17 protein-coding genes are annotated in these 21,275 nt (G+C 63.8%); 13 read left to right on the plus strand and 4 right to left on the minus strand.

What is annotated here, in order from left to right:
- The first annotated feature begins 150 nt into the window (after positions 1 to 150).
- From XH96_RS27370 to XH96_RS27380, 3 genes are all read left to right on the plus strand, one after another.
- The gene (locus tag XH96_RS27370; RefSeq protein WP_194388502.1) at positions 151 to 1,386 is read left to right on the plus strand and encodes a putative DNA modification/repair radical SAM protein; all 1,236 of its coding nucleotides are present in this window, start codon (positions 151 to 153) and stop codon (positions 1,384 to 1,386) included.
- Complete coding sequence (locus tag XH96_RS27375; protein WP_194388503.1) at positions 1,386 to 2,828, plus strand: UdgX family uracil-DNA binding protein; 1,443 nt, start codon at positions 1,386 to 1,388, stop codon at positions 2,826 to 2,828. Before XH96_RS27370 ends, XH96_RS27375 begins: the two co-directional genes overlap by 1 nt.
- Positions 2,829 to 2,922: 94 nt before the next feature.
- Positions 2,923 to 4,551, plus strand: a complete 1,629-nt coding sequence (locus tag XH96_RS27380; RefSeq protein ID WP_194388504.1) for an inorganic phosphate transporter — start codon at positions 2,923 to 2,925, stop codon at positions 4,549 to 4,551.
- A 228-nt stretch (positions 4,552 to 4,779) separates the two neighbouring features.
- Here XH96_RS27380 and XH96_RS27385 read toward each other — a convergent pair whose 3' ends face one another.
- Positions 4,780 to 5,952 (minus strand): M20 aminoacylase family protein, encoded by a 1,173-nt coding sequence (locus XH96_RS27385; protein ID WP_194388505.1) that lies wholly within the window; start codon positions 5,950 to 5,952, stop codon positions 4,780 to 4,782.
- 174 nt (positions 5,953 to 6,126) lie between these two features.
- Between XH96_RS27385 and XH96_RS27390 the strand changes: the two genes are divergently transcribed.
- The 6 genes from XH96_RS27390 (at position 6,127) to XH96_RS27415 (ending at position 11,583) form a co-directional block, all read left to right on the plus strand.
- Positions 6,127 to 7,746 carry a GMC family oxidoreductase gene (locus tag XH96_RS27390; RefSeq protein WP_194388506.1) on the plus strand — a complete coding sequence of 540 codons (1,620 nt, stop codon included), beginning with the start codon at positions 6,127 to 6,129 and terminating at the stop codon, positions 7,744 to 7,746.
- A gap of 12 nt (positions 7,747 to 7,758) precedes the next feature.
- Positions 7,759 to 8,637, plus strand: coding sequence for an alpha/beta fold hydrolase (locus XH96_RS27395; protein ID WP_194388507.1), 879 nt, complete (start codon positions 7,759 to 7,761; stop codon positions 8,635 to 8,637).
- A 230-nt stretch (positions 8,638 to 8,867) separates the two neighbouring features.
- On the plus strand, positions 8,868 to 9,812 hold the full coding sequence (locus tag XH96_RS27400; RefSeq protein ID WP_194388508.1) for a metallophosphoesterase: 945 nt from the start codon (positions 8,868 to 8,870) through the stop codon (positions 9,810 to 9,812).
- Positions 9,813 to 9,837: 25 nt separating this feature from the next.
- Positions 9,838 to 10,161 (plus strand): cupredoxin family copper-binding protein, encoded by a 324-nt coding sequence (locus tag XH96_RS27405; protein WP_194388509.1) that lies wholly within the window; start codon positions 9,838 to 9,840, stop codon positions 10,159 to 10,161.
- Between the two features lie 109 nt (positions 10,162 to 10,270).
- Positions 10,271 to 10,819, plus strand: a complete 549-nt coding sequence (locus XH96_RS27410; protein ID WP_194388510.1) for a sigma-70 family RNA polymerase sigma factor — start codon at positions 10,271 to 10,273, stop codon at positions 10,817 to 10,819.
- Positions 10,816 to 11,583: an anti-sigma factor gene (locus XH96_RS27415; RefSeq protein ID WP_194388511.1), complete on the plus strand. Its 768-nt coding sequence runs from the start codon at positions 10,816 to 10,818 to the stop codon at positions 11,581 to 11,583. The genes XH96_RS27410 and XH96_RS27415 overlap by 4 nt, the downstream gene beginning before the upstream one ends.
- Before the next feature lie 87 nt (positions 11,584 to 11,670).
- Here XH96_RS27415 and hpnO read toward each other — a convergent pair whose 3' ends face one another.
- Positions 11,671 to 13,062 (minus strand): aminobacteriohopanetriol synthase HpnO, encoded by a 1,392-nt coding sequence (gene hpnO / locus XH96_RS27420; RefSeq protein WP_028176727.1) that lies wholly within the window; start codon positions 13,060 to 13,062, stop codon positions 11,671 to 11,673.
- A gap of 142 nt (positions 13,063 to 13,204) precedes the next feature.
- Here hpnO and XH96_RS27425 point away from each other — a divergent pair, with 142 nt between their 5' ends.
- Positions 13,205 to 13,858: a DUF2147 domain-containing protein gene (locus tag XH96_RS27425; RefSeq protein ID WP_194388512.1), complete on the plus strand. Its 654-nt coding sequence runs from the start codon at positions 13,205 to 13,207 to the stop codon at positions 13,856 to 13,858.
- On the opposite strand, the gene XH96_RS27430 is transcribed toward XH96_RS27425, so the two are convergent.
- Entirely contained in the window at positions 13,826 to 16,414 is a 2,589-nt protein-coding gene (locus XH96_RS27430) for an MMPL family transporter (RefSeq protein WP_194388513.1), read from the minus strand. The two genes, XH96_RS27425 and XH96_RS27430, sit on opposite strands and share 33 nt — an antisense overlap.
- 452 nt (positions 16,415 to 16,866) lie before the next feature.
- On the opposite strand from XH96_RS27430, the gene ispH reads away from it, so the two are divergent.
- The 3 genes from ispH to XH96_RS27445 all read left to right on the plus strand — a co-directional run bounded on the left by ispH (position 16,867) and on the right by XH96_RS27445 (position 20,135).
- Entirely contained in the window at positions 16,867 to 17,793 is a 927-nt protein-coding gene (gene ispH, locus XH96_RS27435) for a 4-hydroxy-3-methylbut-2-enyl diphosphate reductase (protein ID WP_194394279.1), read from the plus strand.
- Positions 17,794 to 17,828: 35 nt separating this feature from the next.
- Positions 17,829 to 18,989, plus strand: coding sequence for an adenosyl-hopene transferase HpnH (hpnH, locus tag XH96_RS27440; protein WP_194388514.1), 1,161 nt, complete (start codon positions 17,829 to 17,831; stop codon positions 18,987 to 18,989).
- A 197-nt stretch (positions 18,990 to 19,186) separates the two neighbouring features.
- Positions 19,187 to 20,135, plus strand: a protein-coding gene (locus XH96_RS27445; protein ID WP_194394098.1) for an IS630 family transposase whose coding sequence is annotated in 2 segments (ribosomal slippage) — positions 19,187 to 19,522 and positions 19,524 to 20,135 — 948 coding nt in all. Because the reading frame shifts where the segments join, the coding sequence is not laid out codon by codon here.
- Between the two features lie 489 nt (positions 20,136 to 20,624).
- Here XH96_RS27445 and XH96_RS39255 read toward each other — a convergent pair.
- Positions 20,625 to 21,176: a hypothetical protein gene (locus XH96_RS39255; protein ID WP_246789761.1), complete on the minus strand. Its 552-nt coding sequence runs from the start codon at positions 21,174 to 21,176 to the stop codon at positions 20,625 to 20,627.
- Between the last annotated feature and the right edge of the window lie 99 nt (positions 21,177 to 21,275).

Raw genomic sequence — 21,275 nt, forward strand, 5'->3', positions numbered from 1 at the left:
TCAGAAGTGATTGCCGAGATTCTCAAAAAGAAGAACCTGCGGCTGGCTCATTTGTTCATGATATGTTCTAATATAAAGCTAACGGGACCAGAAGAGTCAATCGAATTGGCGCTCGATCGGATTCGTGAGCTGAATCAAAGGGATTCAAGGATGGACGTACAACGCAAGCTGGAAATCCTGGCGGACGCCGCCAAATACGACGCGTCCTGTGCCTCCAGCGGCACCGAGAAGCGGGATTCCAGCGACGGCAAGGGGATGGGCTCGACCGCGCCCGGCATGGGGATCTGCCATTCCTACGCGCCGGACGGACGCTGCATTTCGCTGCTCAAGGTGCTGCTGACCAACGCCTGCAATTACGATTGCCTCTATTGCGTCAACCGCGCGTCCTCGAACGTGCCACGCGCCCGCTTCACCATCGACGAATTGGTCAAGCTCACGCTCGACTTCTACCGGCGCAATTACATCGAGGGCCTGTTTCTCTCCTCCGGCATCATCCGCAGCCCCGATTACACGATGGAGCAAGTGGTGAACGTCGCGCGAAAGCTGCGCGAGGAGCATCACTTCCGCGGCTACATTCACCTGAAGACCATTCCCGAAGCCGACGACGCGCTGATCGCGGAAGCCGGCAAATATGCCGACCGCCTCTCCATCAACATCGAGATGCCTGAGGAGACCAGCCTGCAGCAATTCGCGCCGGAGAAGGACGTGCGCGCGATCCGCCGCACCATGGGCCGGCTGCGGCTGAAGCTGGACGAGGCCGAGGACGGCCGCAGCGCAAAGACCAAGGCCAAGCCGCAGCGCTTCGCGCCGGCCGGCCAGAGCACGCAGATGATCGTCGGCGCCGACGCGGCCTCCGATCACACCATTCTCCATACCAGCGCCAATCTTTATGGCGCCTACCGGCTGCGGCGCGTTTATTATTCCGCCTTCAGCCCGATCCCCGACGCCAGCCGCGCCTTGCCCCTGGTGCAGCCGCCGCTGCTGCGCGAACACCGGCTCTACCAGGCCGACTGGCTGATGCGGTTCTACGGCTTCGATGTCAGCGAGATCGTCGACGACAGCGCGATGCTGCCGCTCGACATCGATCCCAAGCTGGCCTGGGCGCTGCGCCATCGCGACCGCTTCCCGCTCGATGTCAACCGCGCCAGCCGCGAGGAATTGCTGCGCGTGCCGGGCTTCGGCACCAAGGCGGTCGAACGCATCATCGCGACGCGGCGCACCACCACGATCCGTCTTGCCGATCTCGCGCGGCTGCACGTGCCCCGGCACAAGGCGCTGCCGTTCATCGTCCTCAGCGATCACCGCCCCTCGCTCCATCGGCTCGACGCTGCCGGGCTGATCGAACGGTTCAAGCCGAAGGCAACGCAACTCGGATTTGGCTTCTGATGCAGTACATCACCCTCGATGCCGAAACCGATTTCGACGGCTGGCGCAAAGCTGCCCGTACGCTCGTTCTACGTCATGTGGCGCCGCGTGATATCACCTGGACCGTGCGAGGTGGCGAAGCGGAATTGTTCGCGCCGCCCGCGCCGTCTCCGATCCTCGAGGTGAACGACGGCACCTTCAACGTATCAGCAAAATTCGTCGAGCTGGCCAAGGCCGCAATCCTGCACCGCGATGTCGAGCGTTTTGCGATCCTCTATCGCCTGCTCTGGCGACTGAAGGACAATCACGACCTCATCGAGGTTGCGACCGATCCTGACGTCGCGCAGGTCACGGCCATGGCAAAAGCGGTCCATCGCGACGAGCACAAGATGCATGCCTTCGTCCGCTTCCGCGAGATCGGCCGGGAACGCCAGGCGCATTACGTCGCCTGGTTCGAGCCTGAGCATCATATCGTCGAGCTCGCTGCGCCGTTCTTCGCCAAGCGCTTCGCCGACATGCCCTGGTCGATCCTGACACCGGACCTCTGCGCGCATTGGGATGGCCACGCACTTTCGTTCACATCCGGCGTCAGCAGGAGCGAAGCACCGAGCGAAGACCGGTTGGAAGAAACCTGGCGGCGCTACTACGCCAGCATCTTCAATCCGGCACGGCTCAAGGTGAAGGCGATGCAGGCCGAAATGCCGGAGAAATATTGGAGGAACCTGCCCGAGGCTTCGATCATTAAGCCTCTGATCGAAGACGCCGAGCGCATGACCGGTGCTATGATCGCCAATGCCGCAACCGATCCGCACAAGCCTCAGAAGCGGCCGGAGGCCCCGATGAAACGCAAGCTTGCCGCCGACGATCTCGAAACGCTCCGCGAAGAGGCCGCGCATTGCCGCGCCTGCCATCTCTACAAGGACGCGACCCAGACCGTGTTCGGCGAAGGCCCGAAGTCCGCCAACATCATGCTGGTCGGCGAACAGCCCGGCGACAAGGAAGACCTCGCCGGCCATCCCTTCGTCGGTCCGGCCGGTCAGATGCTCGACCGTGCGCTGGAGGAAGCCGGCGTCGACCGCAAGAAGGTCTATGTCACCAACGCGGTCAAGCACTTCAAATTCGTGCCGCGCGGAAAAATCCGCCTGCACCAGAAGCCGAACACACCTGAGATCCGAGCCTGCCGGCAATGGTACGAGCGGGAAGTTGCGGCAATCCAGCCCGATCTCATCGTGGCGATGGGCGCGACCGCCGCGCAAAGCGTGTTCGGCAAGATCACTCCGATCGGCAAGAACCGCGGCCGACTCATCGACCTTCCCGACGGACGCAAAGCACTCGTGACGGTGCATCCGTCCTATCTGCTGCGGCTGCCGGATCCGGAAGCCAAGGTGCTGGAGTATCGGCGCTTTGTCGAGGATCTGAAGATCGCCGCGGCCTTGCAGAAGAAGGCCGCACGGGCTGCCTGAACACTGGAAGACGGCCCTCACGCCTGAGGTGTCATCCGGCCTTCAAATCCATCGCGGACAATACCCTTACCTGAAAGTGAAGGGGCGTCCAGACATGAGCGATGTTGCATTCGACCGAGCAATAGCCGATCCCGCACCGATCCAGCCAGCGTCGCGGCCAAATCTCGACAAGGGCTTCAATCCGCTGACGATGATCCTGTTCTTCGGCATCCTCGCCGCCGGCCTGCTGTTCGTCGCCTACAGTATCTATGTCGACGTCAACGCGACGGGCGTGCGGGTGACGACCTACCTGCCCTACATCCTCCTGTTCGTCGCGCTCCTGATCGCGCTCGGCTTCGAATTCGTCAACGGCTTCCACGACACCGCCAATGCGGTGGCCACGGTCATCTACACCCATTCGCTGCCGGCAGAAGTGGCGGTGATGTGGTCTGGCTTCTTCAACTTCCTCGGCGTGCTCCTATCCTCCGGCGCGGTCGCCTTCGGCATCGTCTCGCTGCTGCCGGTCGAGCTGATCCTCCAGGTCGGCTCCAGCGCCGGCTTCGCCATGGTGTTCGCGCTGCTGATCGCCGCGATCCTGTGGAATCTCGGCACCTGGTTCTTCGGCCTGCCCGCCTCCTCCTCGCACACGCTGATCGGCTCGATCATCGGCGTCGGCGTCGCCAATGCCGTGATGCGCGGCCGCGACGGCACCTCGGGCGTGGACTGGAGCAAGGCGACCGAGATCGGCTATGCGCTGCTGCTGTCGCCGCTATTCGGTTTCATCTGCGCCGCCGTGCTGTTGCTGCTGCTCAAGTTCATCGTGCGCAATCCGGCCCTCTATGCCGCCCCCGAGGGCAACAAGCCGCCGCCGCTCTGGATTCGCGGCCTGCTGATCGCAACCTGCACCGGCGTCAGCTTCGCGCACGGCTCGAACGACGGCCAGAAGGGCATGGGCCTGATCATGCTGATCCTGATCGGCACCGTGCCGACGGCCTACGCGCTCAACCGCGCATTGCCGGAATCCCAGGTCGTCCAGTTCCAGAAGACCTCGGATGCCGCCGCCCAGGTGATCTCCGCGAAGGGCGCCGGACACAGCGTCATCGGCGATCCCCGTCCGGCCGTGACGCAGTACATCACGTTGCGTCACATCAATGAGGGCACCTATCCCTCGCTCTCCGTGCTGGTGAAGGATGTCGGCGACCAGGTCGCCAAATACGGCACGCTGAACAAGGTGCCGGCGGAGGCCGTCGGCAACACCCGCAACGACATGTACATGATCTCGGAAGCGATCCGGTTCCTGATGAAGGACAAGGAAAACGATCTCAACAGGGAAGAGATCGCGACCTTGAATGCCTACAAGGGCTCGCTCGACGCCGCCACGAAGTTCATCCCGAACTGGGTGAAGATCGCGGTCGCCATCGCACTCGGCCTCGGCACCATGATCGGCTGGAAGCGCATCGTGATCACGGTCGGCGAGAAGATCGGCAAGTCCCATCTCACCTACGCGCAAGGCACTTCGGCCGAACTCGTGGCCGCCGCCACGATCGGCGCCGCCGACGTGTTCGGCCTGCCGGTCTCGACCACGCACGTGCTGTCGTCGGGCGTCGCCGGCACCATGGCAGCGAACGGTTCAGGCCTGCAATGGTCGACGATCCGCAACCTGCTGATGGCCTGGGTGCTGACGCTGCCCTGCGCGATCATGCTGTCGGCCACGCTCTATGTGATCTTCTCGCGGATGTTCTGAAGGTGCCGCCTCTCCCTCTCCCCATTCTTGCGGGGAGAGGGCAATTGCTTTTGAACATTCAGCAGACGCCGTCATGCCCGGGCTTGTCCCGCGCATCCACGTTCTTTGTGCTGCGTGGAAAGGCGTGGATGGCCGGGACAAGCCCGGCCATGACGCTGTGGGTACCGTCGGTGCCCCCAAGCCCAAACCTCATACGCGATTGCCCTTCTGCAAGCGGGGCGAGGTGAACTAAGACGCCGCGAGCTGCTCCTCGACCAGCTTCACCCAATAGGACGTGCCGTAGACGATCGCCTCGTCGTTGAAATTATAGGCGGGGTGATGCAAGCCGGCGCTGTCGCCGTTGCCGCAGAAAATGAAGGCACCGGGCCGCGCTTCCAGCATATAGGCGAAATCCTCGCCGCCCATCAGCGGGGCCATGTCGTGCACATTGGCTTCTCCCGCGACCTGCTCGGCGATGCGCCGCGCCACTTCAGTCTCAGCCGCGTGATTGTTCACCACGGGATAATTGCGCTTGTAGCGCAGGTCGATCTTGGCGCCGGTGATCTGCGCCACGCCTGCCACAACTTCACGCACGCGCTTCTCGACCAGCTTGCGCACCTCCGGCGACAGGGTGCGGATGGTGCCTCTCAGCGTCGCGGTCTGCGGAATGACGTTGCGGGCGTTGCCGGCGTGGAATTCGCAGATCGAGATCACGGCCGACTCAAGCGGGTCGACGCTGCGCGCGACGATCGACTGCAGTGCCGTGATCACCTGCGCACCGACCAGCACGGAATCGACGCATTTGTGCGGGCGCGCGGCGTGGCCGCCGACGCCCTCGATCATGATATCGACTTCGTCCGTCGCCGCCATGATCGGACCCGGCCGGATCGCGAACGAGCCGACAGGGATGCCCGGGCCGTTGTGCATGCCGTAGACCTGGTCGATGCCGAAGCGCTCCATCAGGCCGTCCTTGACCATGGCCGCGCCGCCGGCGCCGCCCTCCTCGGCGGGCTGGAAGATCACCACGGCATCGCCGGCAAAATTGCGGGTCTCGGCGAGATAGCGGGCGGCCCCCAGCAGCATCGCAGTATGGCCGTCATGACCGCAGGCGTGCATCTTGCCGGGGATCTTGGAGGCGTAAGGCAGATTGGTCTGCTCCTCGACCGGCAGCGCGTCCATGTCGGCACGCATGCCGATCACCTTGGGCCCCTCGCCGGCCGGCTTGTTGCCTTTGATCACCCCGACCACGCCGGTCTGGCCGAGACCGGTCACGACCTCATCGCAGCCGAACTCCCGCAGCCGGTCCGCGACGAATGCTGCGGTGCGGTGGACGTCGTACAGCAGCTCGGGGTGCTCATGGATGTCCCGCCGCCAGGCCTGGATGTCGGGCTGAAGGTCGGCGACGCGGTTCACGATAGGCATGGAAGGTCCCAAGCTTTGTTAGCAATAGAGGACTGTCTACCATGCAAGCGCTGGTCCACCCAACCGGCGGAGGGTCCAGGGTAGCTCTGTTCTCTCGTCATGGCCGGGCTTGTCCCGATCCGCTGCGTCTGCCTATTAGACGGAACGCAAAGTGACCATCCGGGTGGAAGCAGAATGCCAAGGCGGCTCGAAGGTGAGTTTGACTACATTGTCGTCGGAGTCGGCACGGCCGGCTGCATCGTCGCCAACCGGCTGTCGGCCGATCGCAACAACCGCGTCCTCATCCTGGAAGCCGGCGGCGACGACAATTGGATCTGGTTCCACATCCCGGTCGGCTATCTCTTCGCAATCGGCAATCCCCGCTCGGACTGGATGTTCAAGACCGAGGCGGAGCCCGGCCTGAACGGCCGTTCGCTCGCCTATCCCCGCGGCAAGGTGATCGGCGGCTGCTCGGCGATCAACGCCATGATCTCGATGCGCGGACAGGCCGCCGACTACGATCATTGGCGCCAGCTTGGGCTGACCGGCTGGGGCTATGACGACGTGCTGCCGCTGTTCAAGCGGCTGGAGGATCACTTCCTCGGCGCCAGCGAGCATCACGGCGCTGGCGGCGGGTGGCGCATCGAGGCCCCGCGGCTGTCCTGGGCCGTTCTCGATGCCGTCGGCGATGCCGCCGAGGAGATGGGCATCAGGCGCATCCCGGATTTCAACACCGGCGACAACGAAGGCACGAGCTATTTCCACGTCAACCAGAAGCGCGGCCGGCGCTGGTCGTCGGCGCGCGGCTTCCTCAAGCCCGCACTGAACCGCCCCAATCTGCGGCTCGAGAAGCATGTGCTGGTCGATCGCCTCGTCATCGAGCAAGGCCGCGCCGTCGGCGTCCGCTTCATCCAGAACGGCGAGATCGTCGAGGCGCGTGCGAAACGCGAGGTCATCCTCTCGGCAGGCGCGATCGGCTCGGTGCAGGTGCTGCATCGCTCCGGCATTGGACCCGCCGACTGGCTGTCCCCGCTCGGCATCGACATTGTCATGGACAAGCCGGGTGTGGGGCGCAATCTCCAGGACCACCTCCAGCAGCGCGCGATCTACCGGGTCGAGGGCGTCCGCACGCTGAACGAGACCTATTACAACCTCTTCCGCCGCGGCCTGATGGGTCTCGACTACGCCTTCCGCCGCCGCGGTCCTCTGACCATGGCGCCGTCGCAGCTCGGCATCTTCACGCGCTCGGACGCGACGCGCGCCCGCGCCAACATCCAGTTTCACGTGCAGCCGCTGTCGCTCGACAAGTTCGGCGATCCCCTGCACCGCTTTCCCGCCATCACCGTCAGCGCCTGCAATCTGCAGCCGACCTCTCGCGGCACCGTTCGCTTGCGCGCGGCGACACCTGATGAGAAGCCGATCATCGCGCCGAACTACCTGTCGACCGACGACGACCGCCAGGTCGCCGCCGACGCCATCCGCACCACGCGCCGCCTGATGCAGCAGAAGGCGCTGGCCAAATATCGTCCAAGCGAATATCTGCCCGGGCCCACCGTCGGCGATGACGACGCCTCGCTCGCGAAAGCCGCCGGCGACATCGGCACCACTATCTTCCATCCGGTCGGCACGGCGAAGATGGGAACGGCAAACGATCCGATGGCGGTGGTGGACGAGCGGTTGCGCTTCTACGGCCTCTCGGGCTTACGCATCGTCGATGCCTCGATCATGCCGACCATCACGTCCGGAAACACCAACACACCGACGGCGATGATCGCGGAGAAAGGCGCCACGATGATCCTGGAGGATGCGAAGTAGCATCCGATCACCATGATCAGTCAGCGCTTTTCAATCGGCCCCACTGATGCACAAATCGCCATGTTGCAATGGGGCGAGAGCGGGAAGCCGCCCGCTCTCCTCGTGCACGGCACCGGTTTCGTCGCCGACGTCTGGGACGAGGTCGCGCGCGAGCTTGCATCGACCTACACGGTCTATGCGCTCGACCGCCGCGGCCATGGCGCGAGCCACAAGCCCCGCGCCTATCATTTCCTCGACTTTGCCGGCGACATCTGTCGGGTGATCGACGCGTTGAAGCTGCGCAACGTCTACGGCATTGGCCACAGCGCGGGCGCGACCGATCTGCTGCTTGCGGCAAAGCTGTTGCCCGAATGTTTCACGCGGCTGTTCGTGATGGAGCCGACCATCATGGACCCGCGCGCGGCGCTCTCGGGCGGATTGGACGAAGACTCCCTGGCCCGCGTGCAAGGTGCGTTGCGCCGTCAGGCCGAATTCGACAACTCCGATGCCGTCTTCAACCGCTACCGCGCAGCGCCGGCATTTGCGGATTGGACCGACACCTCGCTTCGGGCCTATGTGCGACACGGCTTCGTGACACTCGACGATGGCAGGGTCCGGCTCTGCTGCATGCCGGAGATCGAGTCGGCAATGCTCCGCCCGATCTATGAGGCGATGGCGCAGGTCTACGTTGGCGATGCCCGCGGCAATCCGTTCGGCTCGCTCGCTGAGATCGATTGCCCGGTACGCGTCACGACTGCCGCGAAGTCAGGGCCGATCTACCGGGAGATGGCGCGACGCGCGGTGTCGCTCATTCCGCGCGCCAGTACGCTGGTCTTTGAAGGCGCCGGACACTGCGTGGCACAGGAAGTGCCCGCGGCCGTGGTGGAAGCGGTCCGAGAGTTCGCAAGATAGGTCTCGTGCCCCAGACGTCGCGCAGCGTGAAACGATGCGCTGCTGAGCCGGGGCCCACCTCACCGCGTGCCGTATCGCGTCTGGGGTCTCGGCTCTTGCGCAGCAGGCGTTGCAGCGCGTCCGGGACACGAGATACCTCCTCACGAAATCGTCATCGCATCCGGGAATAAGCCTCCCCCATCCCCGATCACCTCCCCGAAGCCCAATTCCGGGCGACGTGGAGAGGCGCGATGAGCGGACAGGATCACGGGGATGACGGCGTCAGCCGCCGCAAGGTGCTGGAGTGCATGACCTGGGCCGGCACCGGGGTGCTCTGGACCGTCACGGGCGGCGTGCCGCGCTCGCTCGGCATCATCGATTCCGCTGAGGCCGCAACCGCGGCTGCGCCGGGCATGACCTTCCTCCAGATCAGCGACAGCCATGTCGGCTTCGACAAGCCGGCCAATCCCAACGCGCTCGGCACGCTGGAGGAAGCGGTCGGCAAGATCAACGCGATGCCGGCCAAGCCGTCCTTCATGATCCACACCGGCGACATCACGCATCTGTCGAAGGCCGCCGAGTTCGACAATGCCGAGAGGATCATCTCGCAGACCAAGCTCGACGTGCACTACGTGCCCGGCGAACACGATTTCATCGACGAAGAGGTAAAGCTCTATCGCGAACGCTACGGCCGCGGCACCAAGGGTCACGGCTGGTATTCCTTCGACGCCGGCGGCGTGCATTTCGTCGGCCTCGTCAACGTCGTCGATCTCAACGCCGGCGGCCTCGGCAATCTCGGCGCCGAGCAGCTTGCCTGGCTGGAGGACGATCTGCGCGGTAAGTCGAAATCGACGCCGATCGTGTTGTTCGCGCACATCCCGCTGTGGACGGTCTACCCGCAATGGGGCTGGGGCACCGAGGATGGCGGCCGCGCGCTGGAATACGTCAAGGGTTTTGGCTCGGTCACCGTGCTGAACGGGCACATCCACCAGGTGATGCAGAAGGTCGAGGGCAACATCACCTTCCACACCGCGCGCTCGACCGCCTTCCCGCAGCCGGCGCCGGGAGCGGCTCCCTCGCCCGGGCCGATGAAGGTCGAGGATACAAAACTGCGCTCCATGCTCGGCGTCGCCAGCATCAACTTCAAGCAGAACGAGCAGCGACTCGCGATCATCGACACGCCGCTCCAGGGTTGAATCCAAGATTGAACGGACGCTGACAATGAAGATGCTCAATCGCCGCGACTTCGGCCTCGCCGTGACCGCGGCCATCCTGTCGCCCGTAACTACGGCCCGTGCCGACGACATGGACGTGCATATCGACAATTTCGTCTTCCAGCCGGCCGAGCTCAAGATCAGGACCGGCACCACCGTGACTTGGACCAACCGGGACGACATTCCCCACACCGTAGTCTCGGTCGGCAAGTTCAGATCCAAGACCTTGGACACCAACGACAAATTCTCGTTCACCTTCACCGATGCGGGCGACTACAAGTACTTTTGTTCGCTGCACCCGCACATGACGGGGATGATCAAGGTTGAGTAACGTCTCCAACCAAGGCATCAACGTCCTGCCCGGCCGGTGGTCCCACGCCGGCCGGGCACGCGCGCCTTCGATCATGACGAAAGAAGAAACAGAGGCAAGGCGAGGAGCGATGCCCGCCACCGACGATGTGCAGAAGGCACAGCGCTTCCGCGAGGCCGCGCTGCCCTATCTCGACGACGTCTACACGCTCGCACGCTACCTGCTGCGCGATGCCTCCGACGCCGAGGACGCGGTGCAGGAGTGCTATCTGCGCGCGCTGAAGCATTTCGACAGCTATCGCGGCCCGGCGATGAAGCCCTGGTTGTTCGCGATCCTGCGCAACGTCTGCAACGCCGAATATGCGCGGCGCGCGCATAGACCGAGCGCGATCGAGGATACGCCCGGCGCCGCCGAGCAGACGCCGCTATGGCAGGAAAGCGAGGTGAGCCCTGAAACCGAAGTGCTGCGCAGCCGCGATGCCGGCGCGATCCGCAAGCTGATCGACGCGCTCGCCGAACCGTTCAAGGAAACATTCGTGCTGCGGGAGATCAACAACCTGTCCTATCGTGAGATCGCCGAGGCCGTCGGCGTCCCCGTCGGCACCGTGATGTCCCGCCTCGCCCGCGCCCGCGCCATGCTGCGCGCGGCCTGGACGGCGGAAGAGGAGCAAGCGAAATGACCTGCGACGAAGCAAGGATCCTGCTTCACGCGCTGCTCGACAACGAGCTCGATGCCGGACACGCGCGCGAGGTCGAAGCACATATCGCAAGCTGCTCGGACTGCACCGCCGAGTTTGCCGCCCAGCGCGAGATGCAGCGCGTGCTCGCAGACACCAATCTGCGCTACACCGCGCCGGCAAGCCTGCGTGCTCGCATCGAAACCTCGCTGCCGCAGGCGCAGCACCAGCAGCCGACGCGCCGCTCCGTGCTGCGCGGCTTTGCGATGGGCTCGGCAGTCTCTGCGCTCGCCGCCTCCGGCGTGGTCGCCGTGGTGCTGCGCCAGGACGACCAGCAACGCATCCTGTCGGAGGTCGTCTCCGCGCATCTGCGCTCGCTCCAGGCCGGCCACCTCACCGACGTGGTCTCGACCGACCAGCATACCGTGAAGCCTTGGTTCAACGGCAAGCTCGACGTCGCCCCGCCGGTGATCGATCTCACCGCGCAAGGTTTTACGCTGGTCGGCGGCCGGCTCGACTATATCGACGCCCGCGCCATCGGCGCCGTCGTCTACAAGCGCCGGCAGCACGTGATCAATTTGTTCGTGTCGCAAACCTCGAGCACCGAGCACCGGCCGCCGAAGACCCAGACCATGCAGGGCTTCAACTGCCGCCGCTGGGGCGACCGCGGCCTGAACTTCTGGGCAGTCAGCGATATCGGCGCCGACGAGCTCGCCGAATTCGTCGACAAGCTCGAGGCGGCGATGAAGGCGAATGTGGAGGGGTAGGAGGCTCAGTCGTCATTGCGAGCGAAGCTAAGCAATCCAGACCATCCCCGCAGCGGGACACTGTGATTGCTGAGACCGGTCGCAAACTTAAGCCGACCGTCGCACCGCGTTGTCCACCAGCGTCTTGCCGAGCGACCAGATCGCGCCGGGGACCTTGTGGCTGCCGGCGATGACGTCGTCGAAGGCGCGCTCGATCCAGCTGCAGTCTTCCTCGGTGATCGTGAGCGGCGGCAGCAGCTTGATGGTGTGGCTGCCGTGACCGGCGACCTGAGTGAGGATCTTGTGATCCTTGAACAGCGGCACGGTGATGAGCTGGCAGAACAGACCCTTGTTGGCGGTCTCCAGCACGTTCCAGGAGGCGCGCAGGCGCAGCGATTTCGGCGGGCCGAACTCGACGCCGATCATCAGGCCCTTGCCGCGCACCTCCTTCATCAGCTCGTAGCCGGGCACCATGCGCGTCAATGCGAGGCGCAGCTCGGCGCCGCGCTTGGCGGCGGACTCGATCAGCTTCTCGGACTCCATGACGTCGAGCGTGGCGATGCCCGCGGCCATGGCGAGGTCGTTCTTGGAGAATGTGGAGCCGTGCACCACCGCACGGTCCATCTGGTTGAAGATCTTGTCGAAGATGCTCTTGCGCGTCAGCACGGCGCCGACCGGCACGTGGCCGCCCGACAGCGACTTCGACAGCAGCACCATGTCGGGCTCGACGTTCCAGTGCTCGACCGCGAGAAAGCGGCCGGTGCGGCCCATGCCGGTCTGGATCTCGTCGGCGACGAACAGCGTGCCGTACTTCTTGCAGAGCGCGGCCGCGCCGGGCAGGAACTCGTCGGTGGGCATGTTGACGCCCTTGCCCTGGATCGGCTCGACGACGAAGGCCGCAACCTCGCGCGAGGCCAGAGCCTTTTCCAGCGCGGCCAGATCGTTGAACGGGACCGGGGTGCAGCCCGGCAGCAGCGGCTCGAATCCGGTGCGGAAGTTCGAATCGCCCGTCAGCGACAGCGCGCCATAGGTCAGGCCGTGATAGCCGTGGGCGCAATAGACGATGCCGGGGCGGCCGGTCGCGCCACGCGCAAATTTGATCGCGGCTTCGACGCATTCGGCGCCGGAATTGGCGAAGAACGCCTTGTCGAGATAGGGGACGTATTTCAGCAGCCGCTCGGCCAGCACGCCGGCGAGCGTCGAGACGTCGAACTGGACGAGGTTGGGCAGGTCGGCATCGAGGACGCTCTTGAGCGCATCGCGCATGACAGGATGATTGCGCCCGATCGCGAACACGCCAAAGCCGGACAACAGGTCAAGGTAGCGAGCGCCCTCGCGATCGTAAAGGTACTGCCCCTGCCCCTTCTGGAAGCCGACATCGTAGCCGATAGTCTTGAGAACCCGGACGAACTGCTCGTTCAGATACCGGTTATGCAGGGTGCTGCGCTGGGCCTGACGGTCCGCGAATAGCTGAGACATGTCTGGATTTGGGCTGTGCATCCGCTACATACTTCGATTGGAGGCCGTCTCGTCAACTGAAAACGGACCGCTGCTGAAAACGGTCTGTGCGGCCTTTTGCCCTTTTTCGGACCATCTTCGCAAGCACAGCTTTTAGATCATGTTGCACTGCCAAGGAACCATCATGCGTTTAGCCCTTTACACCGGACTAATACTGGCTGGCGGTTACACCTGCCTGACACCCGCGCTCGCTGCAGACCCGACCGGCGACTGGCGGGTTGCCGACGGCGTCGCCAACATTCGTGTCGCCCAATGCTATGGCAGCATGTGGGGCGCGGTCTCCTGGGAAAAGCAGCCCGGGGGGCGCGACGAGAACAATCCGGATGTCTCGAAAAAGAACAGGCCGACGCTGGGCATGGCAACCCTGATCGATATGAAGAAGAAGCCCGGCATCGATCAGTGGGAAGGACAGGTCTACAACGCCAAGGATGGACAGCTCTACAGCGCGACCATCACGCCGGCTGGTGCCGATCAGCTCGAAATCAAGGGCTGCGTGATGGGCTTCCTCTGCGGCGGCGAGACCTGGACCCGGATCGGCCCGCCAATCCCCTCGAGTCCCGTCAACGCCATGGCCAAGGGCGCACCGAAATCCGGCGGCGCCACGCCGCCGAAGGCTCAAGGTGCGCAGGCAGCTCAAGCCACGACGGGCGCCACGGCACCTGCGCCTGCGCCTGCAGCTCCGAAGGCCGCCAGCGCCGCCAAGGCCGGTCAGAAGGGCACCGCCGACCCCGTCGGCGACATCTGCCTACTCCCTGAGATTGCGGGGTTTGCCCATTAGGGCCGGCTGAAACAGCAGCACGGCGGCAAGCGTTGTCACCAGCGAGAGTGCCAGCAGCTTGCCCATGCTGGATGTGCCGGGATGGCTCGACAGCCACAGGCTGCCGAACGCGGTTGCGGTCGTCAGCGCGCTGAAAAAGATCGCACGCGTGAGGCTGGTCTGGAGCAGGTTTGTTCTGCCCGACCGCCACGCCACGACATAATAGATCTTGAAGGCGACACCGACGCCGAGCAGCAACGGGAACGCAACGATATTGGCGAAGTTCAGCGGCAGCCCGATCAACACGCAGATCTCGAGCGTCACTGCGCCCGCAACCAGAAGCGGCACCAGCGTCATCAGCACGTCGACGAACCGGCGCAGCGTGATCCACAGCAAGAGCCCGATCACGACCAGCGCGTAGATGCCGGCGTGGATGAACGCCTTCACCACGGTGTCGCCGGATTTCAGGATCGAGACCGGTCCGCCGATCGCGGTCGGCTCGGCCGCGAGCACCGCCGCCGCGAATTTGCGCAGCGTGTCGTTGTCGTTGGGATCGCCCTTGGGCAGCGCCTCGACGCGGATGATGCCGTCCTTGCTCTTCCAGGCGTTGACGAGCTCGGGCGGCAGTGACTTCAGGGTGACCGGCTCGGCCTGCATGGCGTTCCTGAGCTGGCCGAACACGATCTTCATCGGCGTGACGAACACCTCCTGCGCCTTGTTGCGCGTGGCCTCGTCGCTATCGGCGAGCTTTTCGAGCGCGTTTGCAAGACGGCGCGAGGCGACCGCACCCGGCCCCTTCGCGTCGCCCGCGGTCCGGCGCAGATTGTCGACTGAAGATTTCAGCGACTCGACATTTTCCTGATCCGACGGCGCCGCATCGATCTGATCGGGGTTCAGCGCGGGGTTCAGCACCTTGGCCGCCTGCGCAAGCAACTTCAGCTTCGGCGGCTGGTCCTGCGGCACGAAGCTGTCGAGAGACATCACCCTGAGCACCTCGGGCACTTTCTCGAGCCTCGCCTCGACCTGCCTCGCCTGCTCTTCCGACGTCGTCATCACGTTGATGGCATTGGCACCGGTATTGGGGTCCTTGCGCAAATCGAGGAAGGTGGCGATCGATTCGGCCTTCGGATTGCGCAGGTTCATCGGATTGAAGTCGAACTTCATGAAGTAGAGCAGCGGCAGGCCGCCAAGCGCGAGCAGCAGCGTGCCGCCGACGATCAGCACGCGATGCTTCTCAAGGAAGTGATCGAGCGGCGCCAGGAAGGCGTAGCCGACGGGCTCCGGCTCGCCGGGCGGGTTCAGAAGCTTGAGCAGCGCCGGCAGCACGGTGATGCTGGACACGAACGCCACCAGCATGCCGACGCCGGCGATCTGCCCGAGTTCCGAGATGCCCTTGTAGTCGGTCGGCATGAAGCAGAGGAAGCCCGCCGCGGTGGCCATTGCAGCCAGCGACAGCGGCACCGCCGAGCGCTTGGCCGCCAGCACCAGCGCGCCCGAGAGGTCATCGTGCTTGTAGCGCTCGGAGCGATAGCGGACGCTGTACTGGATGCCGAAATCGACGCCGAGGCCGACGAACAGCACCGCGAACGCGATCGACAGCAGATTGAGCGAGCCGACCATCATCAGACCGGCCGCGGTCGTGATCGCAAGGCCCACGAAGAGATTGACGAACACCGCAAAGATGATCTTTGCCGAATGCAGCGCCAGCCACAGGATGAGCAGCACGACGAGAACGGTGCCGACGCCGTTGACGACGGCTCCCTCCTGGACGGTCGCGTATTCCTCGTTGGCGATCGGGACCGGGCCGGTCAGGCGCACCCGCGCCTGGTATTTGTTGGGGAAGTCCAGATCGGCCGCCGCTTTCCGGATCGCGTCGGTCGCGTCCTTGCCCGGCTCCAGTGCGTTGTAATCGAGGATGGGCTTGAACTCGATGAAGGCACGCTTGTCCGAATCCTTCAACGGCTCGTCGCTGACGAGCTCGCGCCAGGAGAAGCTGGCATTGCCCTTGTTGAGCACGGTCTCGACGGTCTGCGCGATCAGATTGAAGGGCCGGTCGGTGTTGTCAAGCTTGACCTGGCCTCGCTTGACGCCGGCAAGGCCGGTTTCCAGCGCGCCGGTCAGGCCGCGGATCGAGGGATCGCCGGCCATGATCTCGATCAGGGGCGCGGCGGATTCGAGCTCGCCGGTCGTCTTGGCGACTTCCTCCTTAGGCAGGAACAACAGTCCATTCTTCTCGAAGAACTCGCCGCTACCGAGTTGCTGCATCGACTGGAAGTTGGTCTTGTCGTCTTTCAGCCTTGCATAGAGCGCGTCTGCTGCGGCGCTCGTCATCTCCGGCGTCCGGGCCTCGATCACGGCGAGAATCGTTTCGTTCTGATCGAACGCCTGGTCGAATTGCTGGTCGCGCTTGCGCCAGTCGAGATTCTGGGAAATCAGCGAATTGATGTCGGTGTTGATGGCGAAGTGGCGCGCGGCGTAATAGCCCGCTCCCACCGACAGCAGGAGCCCGAGAAGGACGACGAGGGAGGCAAACCGGGTGCAGGCCCTGACAATGGCAACGACTACGCTTTGCAGCACTTCTTTTCTTTCTGCGGTTAACAGCTTGCCGGAAACGCCCGCTGTTTATCGGAGTTCCCGGGCGAAACCTATTGCTGTTTTGAGTGGTTCTCGCCGCGAGAAGGTTCGAGGTAAACGACGGGAGACCGGGGCAAAATCATGCGGGGCGGCCGGTATAGCCGGGGAGTTGAGGCGGGAAAGTGACGAAGGACGATGCACGAATGTCGCGCATTTGCACCCACCGCAGATCCTACTATGATACCTCAAAAACGGACCCGTAGCGGTCCGACCTTTCCTTGATGCCGATTTTTTGACACAAAGTATTGCGCCTCCATGCGCCGGAGCCCCTCCGGGGGTGGGCGGCTACCGCGTACGCGACCCAATGGTGCGGATATTGCAACTCATTGGTCAGTATCGGGGTGCCGTCGGGACTTACAAAAGCGGATTGGTGGAACTTGCGTAACGAGCGTCCAATGGAAGTTTATCTGGCGCAACCGCGCGGCTTCTGCGCGGGCGTGGTGCGTGCGATCGAGATCGTGGAACGGGCACTGGAGAAATACGGCCCCCCGGTCTACGTGCGCCATGAGATCGTGCATAACAAATACGTCGTCGAGAGCCTGAAGGGCAAAGGCGCGATTTTCGTCGAGGAACTCTCCGAGGTTCCGCCGAAAGCGGTGACGGTCTTCAGCGCCCATGGTGTCGCCCGCAGCGTCGAGGAAGAGGCCGCCGCGCGCGATCTTCCGGTGCTCAATGCCACCTGCCCGCTGGTCACGAAGGTTCACAATCAGGGGAAGCGCTACATCGGCAAGGGCCGCATGCTGATCCTGATCGGCCATGCCGGCCACCCCGAGGTCGAGGGCACGATGGGTCAGGTCCCCGGGCCCGTGCAGCTTGTCCAGAGTGTTGAAGAGGTTAAGGCGCTCACGCTGGCGGCGGATACGCCGGTGGCCTACATCACCCAGACCACCCTGTCGGTCGACGACACCAAGGACATCATCGCGGCCCTGCAGGCCCGCTTTACAGACATTCAAGGTCCGGATATCCGGGATATCTGCTATGCGACACAGAACCGCCAATCTGCGGTAAGGGACTTGAGCAAGCTGGTCGACGTGATCCTGGTGGTAGGCGCTGCCAACAGCTCGAACTCGAACCGGCTTCGCGAAATCGGCACCGAGGCCGGCGTCGCGAGTTATTTGATTGCCGACGGCAGCGAGCTCAATCCGGAGTGGCTGAAAAATGCCAGGACCGTCGGCATCACGGCCGGCGCCTCGGCGCCCGAGGTACTCGTGGATGACGTGATCGAAGCGATGCGGCGGCTCGGACCGGTCAAGGTCTCGGTGTTGCCGGGCCGCGAGGAGAACATCGAATTTCGGCTTCCGGCCCAATTGGCTGCGAGCTGACCCACCCGAATTTCAAGCCCGGAAAGAAACGTGTAATGGCTATCCCCTTCTTCAAGGAAATGCGTATCGGCGGCTATTTGCTCAAGCAGAAACTGCTTGGCCGCAAGCGCTATCCGCTCGTGCTGATGCTGGAGCCGCTGTTTCGCTGCAACCTCGCCTGCGTCGGCTGCGGCAAGATCGACTATCCCGACGCGATCCTGAACCGCCGCATGACGGCGCAGGAGTGCTGGGACGCCGCCGACGAGTGCGGCGCGCCGATGGTCGCCATTCCCGGCGGCGAGCCGCTGATCCACAAGGAGATCGGCGAGATCGTGCGCGGCCTCGTCGCACGCAAGAAGTTCGTCTCGCTCTGCACCAACGCGCTGCTGCTCGAGAAGAAGCTCGATCTGTTCGAGCCTTCGCCGTACCTGTTCTTCTCCGTGCATCTCGACGGCCTGCGCGACCACCACGACAAGGCGGTGTCGCAGAAGGGCGTGTTCGACCGCGCCGTCTCCGCGATCAAGGCGGCCAAGGCGCGCGGCTTCACCGTCAACGTCAACGCCACCATCTTCGACGGCCATCCGGCCGAGGAGATCGCGAAATTCCTCGACCTCACCGTCGAGCTCGGCGTCGGCGTCTCGATGTCGCCGGGCTACGCCTATGAGCGCGCCCCGGACCAGGAGCACTTCCTCAACCGCACCAAGACCAAGAAGCTGTTCCGCGACGTCTTTGCCATGGGCAAGGGCAAGAAGTGGAATTTCATGCATTCCGGCCTGTTCCTGGACTTCCTCGCCGGCAACCAGGAATACGAGTGCACGCCGTGGGGCATGCCCGCGCGCAACATCTTCGGCTGGCAGAAGCCCTGCTATCTGCTCGGTGAAGGCTACGCGAAAACCTTCAAGGAGCTGATGGAGACCACCGACTGGGAAACCTACGGCACCGGCAAGTACGAAAAGTGCGCCGACTGTATGGCCCATTGCGGCTACGAGCCGACGGCGGCGACTGCGGCGCTGAACAACCCGCTGAAGGCGATGTGGGTGTCGCTGCGCGGCATCAGGACCACCGGCCCGATGGCGCCGGAGATCGACATGAGCAAGCAGCGCCCGGCGCAGTACATTTTCTCGGCCGAAGTGCAGAAGCGCCTGTCGGAGATCCGCAAGGACGAGGCCGCCGCCGCCGAACAGAAGGCTGCGCGGAAGGCTTCGACCGCCGCGTAAGCACACTCGCAAGTCACGAACGAAAAAGGCCCAGTCGCCATCGCGACCGGGCCTTTTCTTTTCCGGCGCCAGCGCCTGCGGCAGGCCGGAGTCATTGCGGAGGCTAGAGCGGTTCACGAATTTATTGAATCGGAAGGGATTCCGGATCTGGGGCGAATATGATTCAAGATGCTGGCTGGGCTGGAGGCCAGCATCCGATGGTGCGACCAATTTCCAACGATTTGCGCAAGCGCGCGGTATCCGCTGTTGCCAAAGGTGAGAGCTGCCGATCTGTGGCGGAACGGTTTGGCGTTGCGGTCTCGTCAGTTGTGAAGTGGTCACAGCGTTATCGAGCGACCGGTTCGGTAGCGCCTGGCAAGATGGGGGGTCACCGCAAGCCTGTGCTTGATCCGCATCGCGCCTTCATCGTCGAACGGATCACTCAGACGCCGCATCTGACGCTGCATGGCCTGAAGGCGGAACTGGCAGCCCGTGGGGTCAAGGTTTCACACAACGCGGTCTGGCTGTTCCTACGCCGGGAAGGGCTGCGGTTCAAAAAAAACATTGTTCGCCCTCGAACAGGCTCGCGCCGACGTCTCTCGTAGGCGCCAGCGGTGGCGATCCTGGCAGGCCGGACTTGATCCGGGTCGGCTCGTCTTCATCGATGAGACCTGGATCAAGACCAACATGGCCCCTTTGCGAGGCTGGGGCCCCAAAGGGGCACGCCTGCGTGGCTTCGCCCCGCACGGGCATTGGCGTACCCTCACATTCCTCGGCGCACTCCGCCATGACCAACTCACAGCACCCTGCGTCTTCGACGGCCCCATCAACGGCGAATGCTTCCGCGCTTATGTGAAGCACCTTCTCCTGCCAACCCTGCGCGAGGGGGACATCGTCATTCTCGACAATCTCGGAAGCCACAAGTCGAAAGCCATCAGGCAGATGATCAAGGCTGCCGGCGCCAGGCTCTGGTACCTGCCGCCATACTCGCCCGACCTCAACCCGATCGAACAGGCCTTCTCCAAGATCAAACATTGGATGCGGCAAGCTCAGAAGCGCACCATCGAGGACACCTGGCGCCATATCGGTCACCTCGTCCAGGACATCCAGCCTCGCGAATGCGCCAACTACTTCGCAAGCGCCGGTTATGCTTCAATCAAAATGTGAAACGCTCTAAGCTCTCTGCCCTCATTGCTTGGCTGGCCCGGGAGCTTTCCTGCAAAAAATGAAAAACAACCCCATGCACAGTAGAACCAAGACAGCTGGCGGTCACGGGACCCGTTCCGTCAAGCCATTGCAGCATCGATCAAATCAGCCGCAAACCGGCGGGCATCACGGCACGGGTTATTTTCGCAGCCAGACAGGTCGCCAGCCACCGCGACTCAAAGCCCGCACGAATTCGAATTTTACGAAATCAATTTGACGCGTCGGGCAAAACAGTGGCACTATGCCATCCTGCCCCGCTCGAGAGCGACACCAACCAGTCTCCCTCCGCGACGAGGCGCGCTCGCCGCCGAGCAGAAGACCTCCGCCTAAGCGCGACATCAAGTCAAGACACCAAGGCCCGACCGCCGCCGCGATCAGGCCTTTTCATTTGGCTAAGCACAAGTCAGCGCCTTCGGGACGATTGCGGTGTCACTTTTCGAGGCCCTGGGGTTAGCGCCAATAGTAGGTTCGCGGGGCATGGTAGTAGGCCCAGCGTGCATGGTACCAAGGCACGTAGTAATAGGGGCGCGGGCCATAGACAACCGGGCGGGCCGCATAAACGACCGGCGCGGGCGGATATACAACGGCTGGCGCAACGTATGCCGGGGCGACCGCAGCCGCGCCGACGGCACTCCCCACCGCGAAGCCGGCTGCGACAGCACCCGGACCATAGTAGCGCGGAGCGCCGGCCGATCCCCAGCGGGCCGCCGTGACCTCACGGGTGACGGAATTGCCATTCGGCCCGGTGGTGGTGCGGCTGCCGGTGCAGACCCCGCCGCTGCAGGACACCGTCCCCTGGCGGCTTACGCTGTTGCCGTACGGACCGGTGCGGGTGATTTGCCGTGAGCAGGTTCCGTTGGCACAGCTGCCCGAGGCGTTGACGGACGCCGTACCGCGCCAGCCGGACACCGAGCGGCTGCGCGTCCAAGCATTGGCGTCGGCGACGACGGCCACCGACAGCACTCCTGCAAGCGCGGACATGGTCAGGAGCTTCTTCATCATGGCATTCTCCGTGAACGAGTTGACGGCCATGCGCTGCGGCAGGTCCGTGTCACGGAGAATGCAGGAACAATGTCAGCGCCTTTTGATCCTGATTCATCG

This window comes from Bradyrhizobium sp. CCBAU 51765 (genome assembly GCF_015291725.1).
Lineage (GTDB): Bacteria > Pseudomonadota > Alphaproteobacteria > Rhizobiales > Xanthobacteraceae > Bradyrhizobium > Bradyrhizobium liaoningense.

What these genes read in the sequence shown, in the direction of transcription:
- XH96_RS27395 (WP_194388507.1), top strand. Translation starts at nt 7,759, where the DNA reads ATGATCAGTCAGCGCTTTTCAATCGGCCCCACTGATGCACAAATCGCC.
- XH96_RS27385 (WP_194388505.1), bottom strand. Translation starts at nt 5,952, where the DNA reads ATGCCTATCGTGAACCGCGTCGCCGACCTTCAGCCCGACATCCAGGCC.
- XH96_RS27425 (WP_194388512.1), top strand. Translation starts at nt 13,205, where the DNA reads ATGCGTTTAGCCCTTTACACCGGACTAATACTGGCTGGCGGTTACACC.
- XH96_RS27370 (WP_194388502.1), top strand. Translation starts at nt 151, where the DNA reads ATGGACGTACAACGCAAGCTGGAAATCCTGGCGGACGCCGCCAAATAC.
- hpnH (WP_194388514.1), top strand. Translation starts at nt 17,829, where the DNA reads ATGGCTATCCCCTTCTTCAAGGAAATGCGTATCGGCGGCTATTTGCTC.
- XH96_RS27400 (WP_194388508.1), top strand. Translation starts at nt 8,868, where the DNA reads ATGAGCGGACAGGATCACGGGGATGACGGCGTCAGCCGCCGCAAGGTG.
- hpnO (WP_028176727.1), bottom strand. Translation starts at nt 13,062, where the DNA reads ATGCACAGCCCAAATCCAGACATGTCTCAGCTATTCGCGGACCGTCAG.
- XH96_RS27375 (WP_194388503.1), top strand. Translation starts at nt 1,386, where the DNA reads ATGCAGTACATCACCCTCGATGCCGAAACCGATTTCGACGGCTGGCGC.
- XH96_RS39255 (WP_246789761.1), bottom strand. Translation starts at nt 21,176, where the DNA reads ATGATGAAGAAGCTCCTGACCATGTCCGCGCTTGCAGGAGTGCTGTCG.
- ispH (WP_194394279.1), top strand. Translation starts at nt 16,867, where the DNA reads ATGGAAGTTTATCTGGCGCAACCGCGCGGCTTCTGCGCGGGCGTGGTG.
- XH96_RS27415 (WP_194388511.1), top strand. Translation starts at nt 10,816, where the DNA reads ATGACCTGCGACGAAGCAAGGATCCTGCTTCACGCGCTGCTCGACAAC.
- XH96_RS27405 (WP_194388509.1), top strand. Translation starts at nt 9,838, where the DNA reads ATGAAGATGCTCAATCGCCGCGACTTCGGCCTCGCCGTGACCGCGGCC.
- XH96_RS27410 (WP_194388510.1), top strand. Translation starts at nt 10,271, where the DNA reads ATGCCCGCCACCGACGATGTGCAGAAGGCACAGCGCTTCCGCGAGGCC.
- XH96_RS27380 (WP_194388504.1), top strand. Translation starts at nt 2,923, where the DNA reads ATGAGCGATGTTGCATTCGACCGAGCAATAGCCGATCCCGCACCGATC.
- XH96_RS27390 (WP_194388506.1), top strand. Translation starts at nt 6,127, where the DNA reads ATGCCAAGGCGGCTCGAAGGTGAGTTTGACTACATTGTCGTCGGAGTC.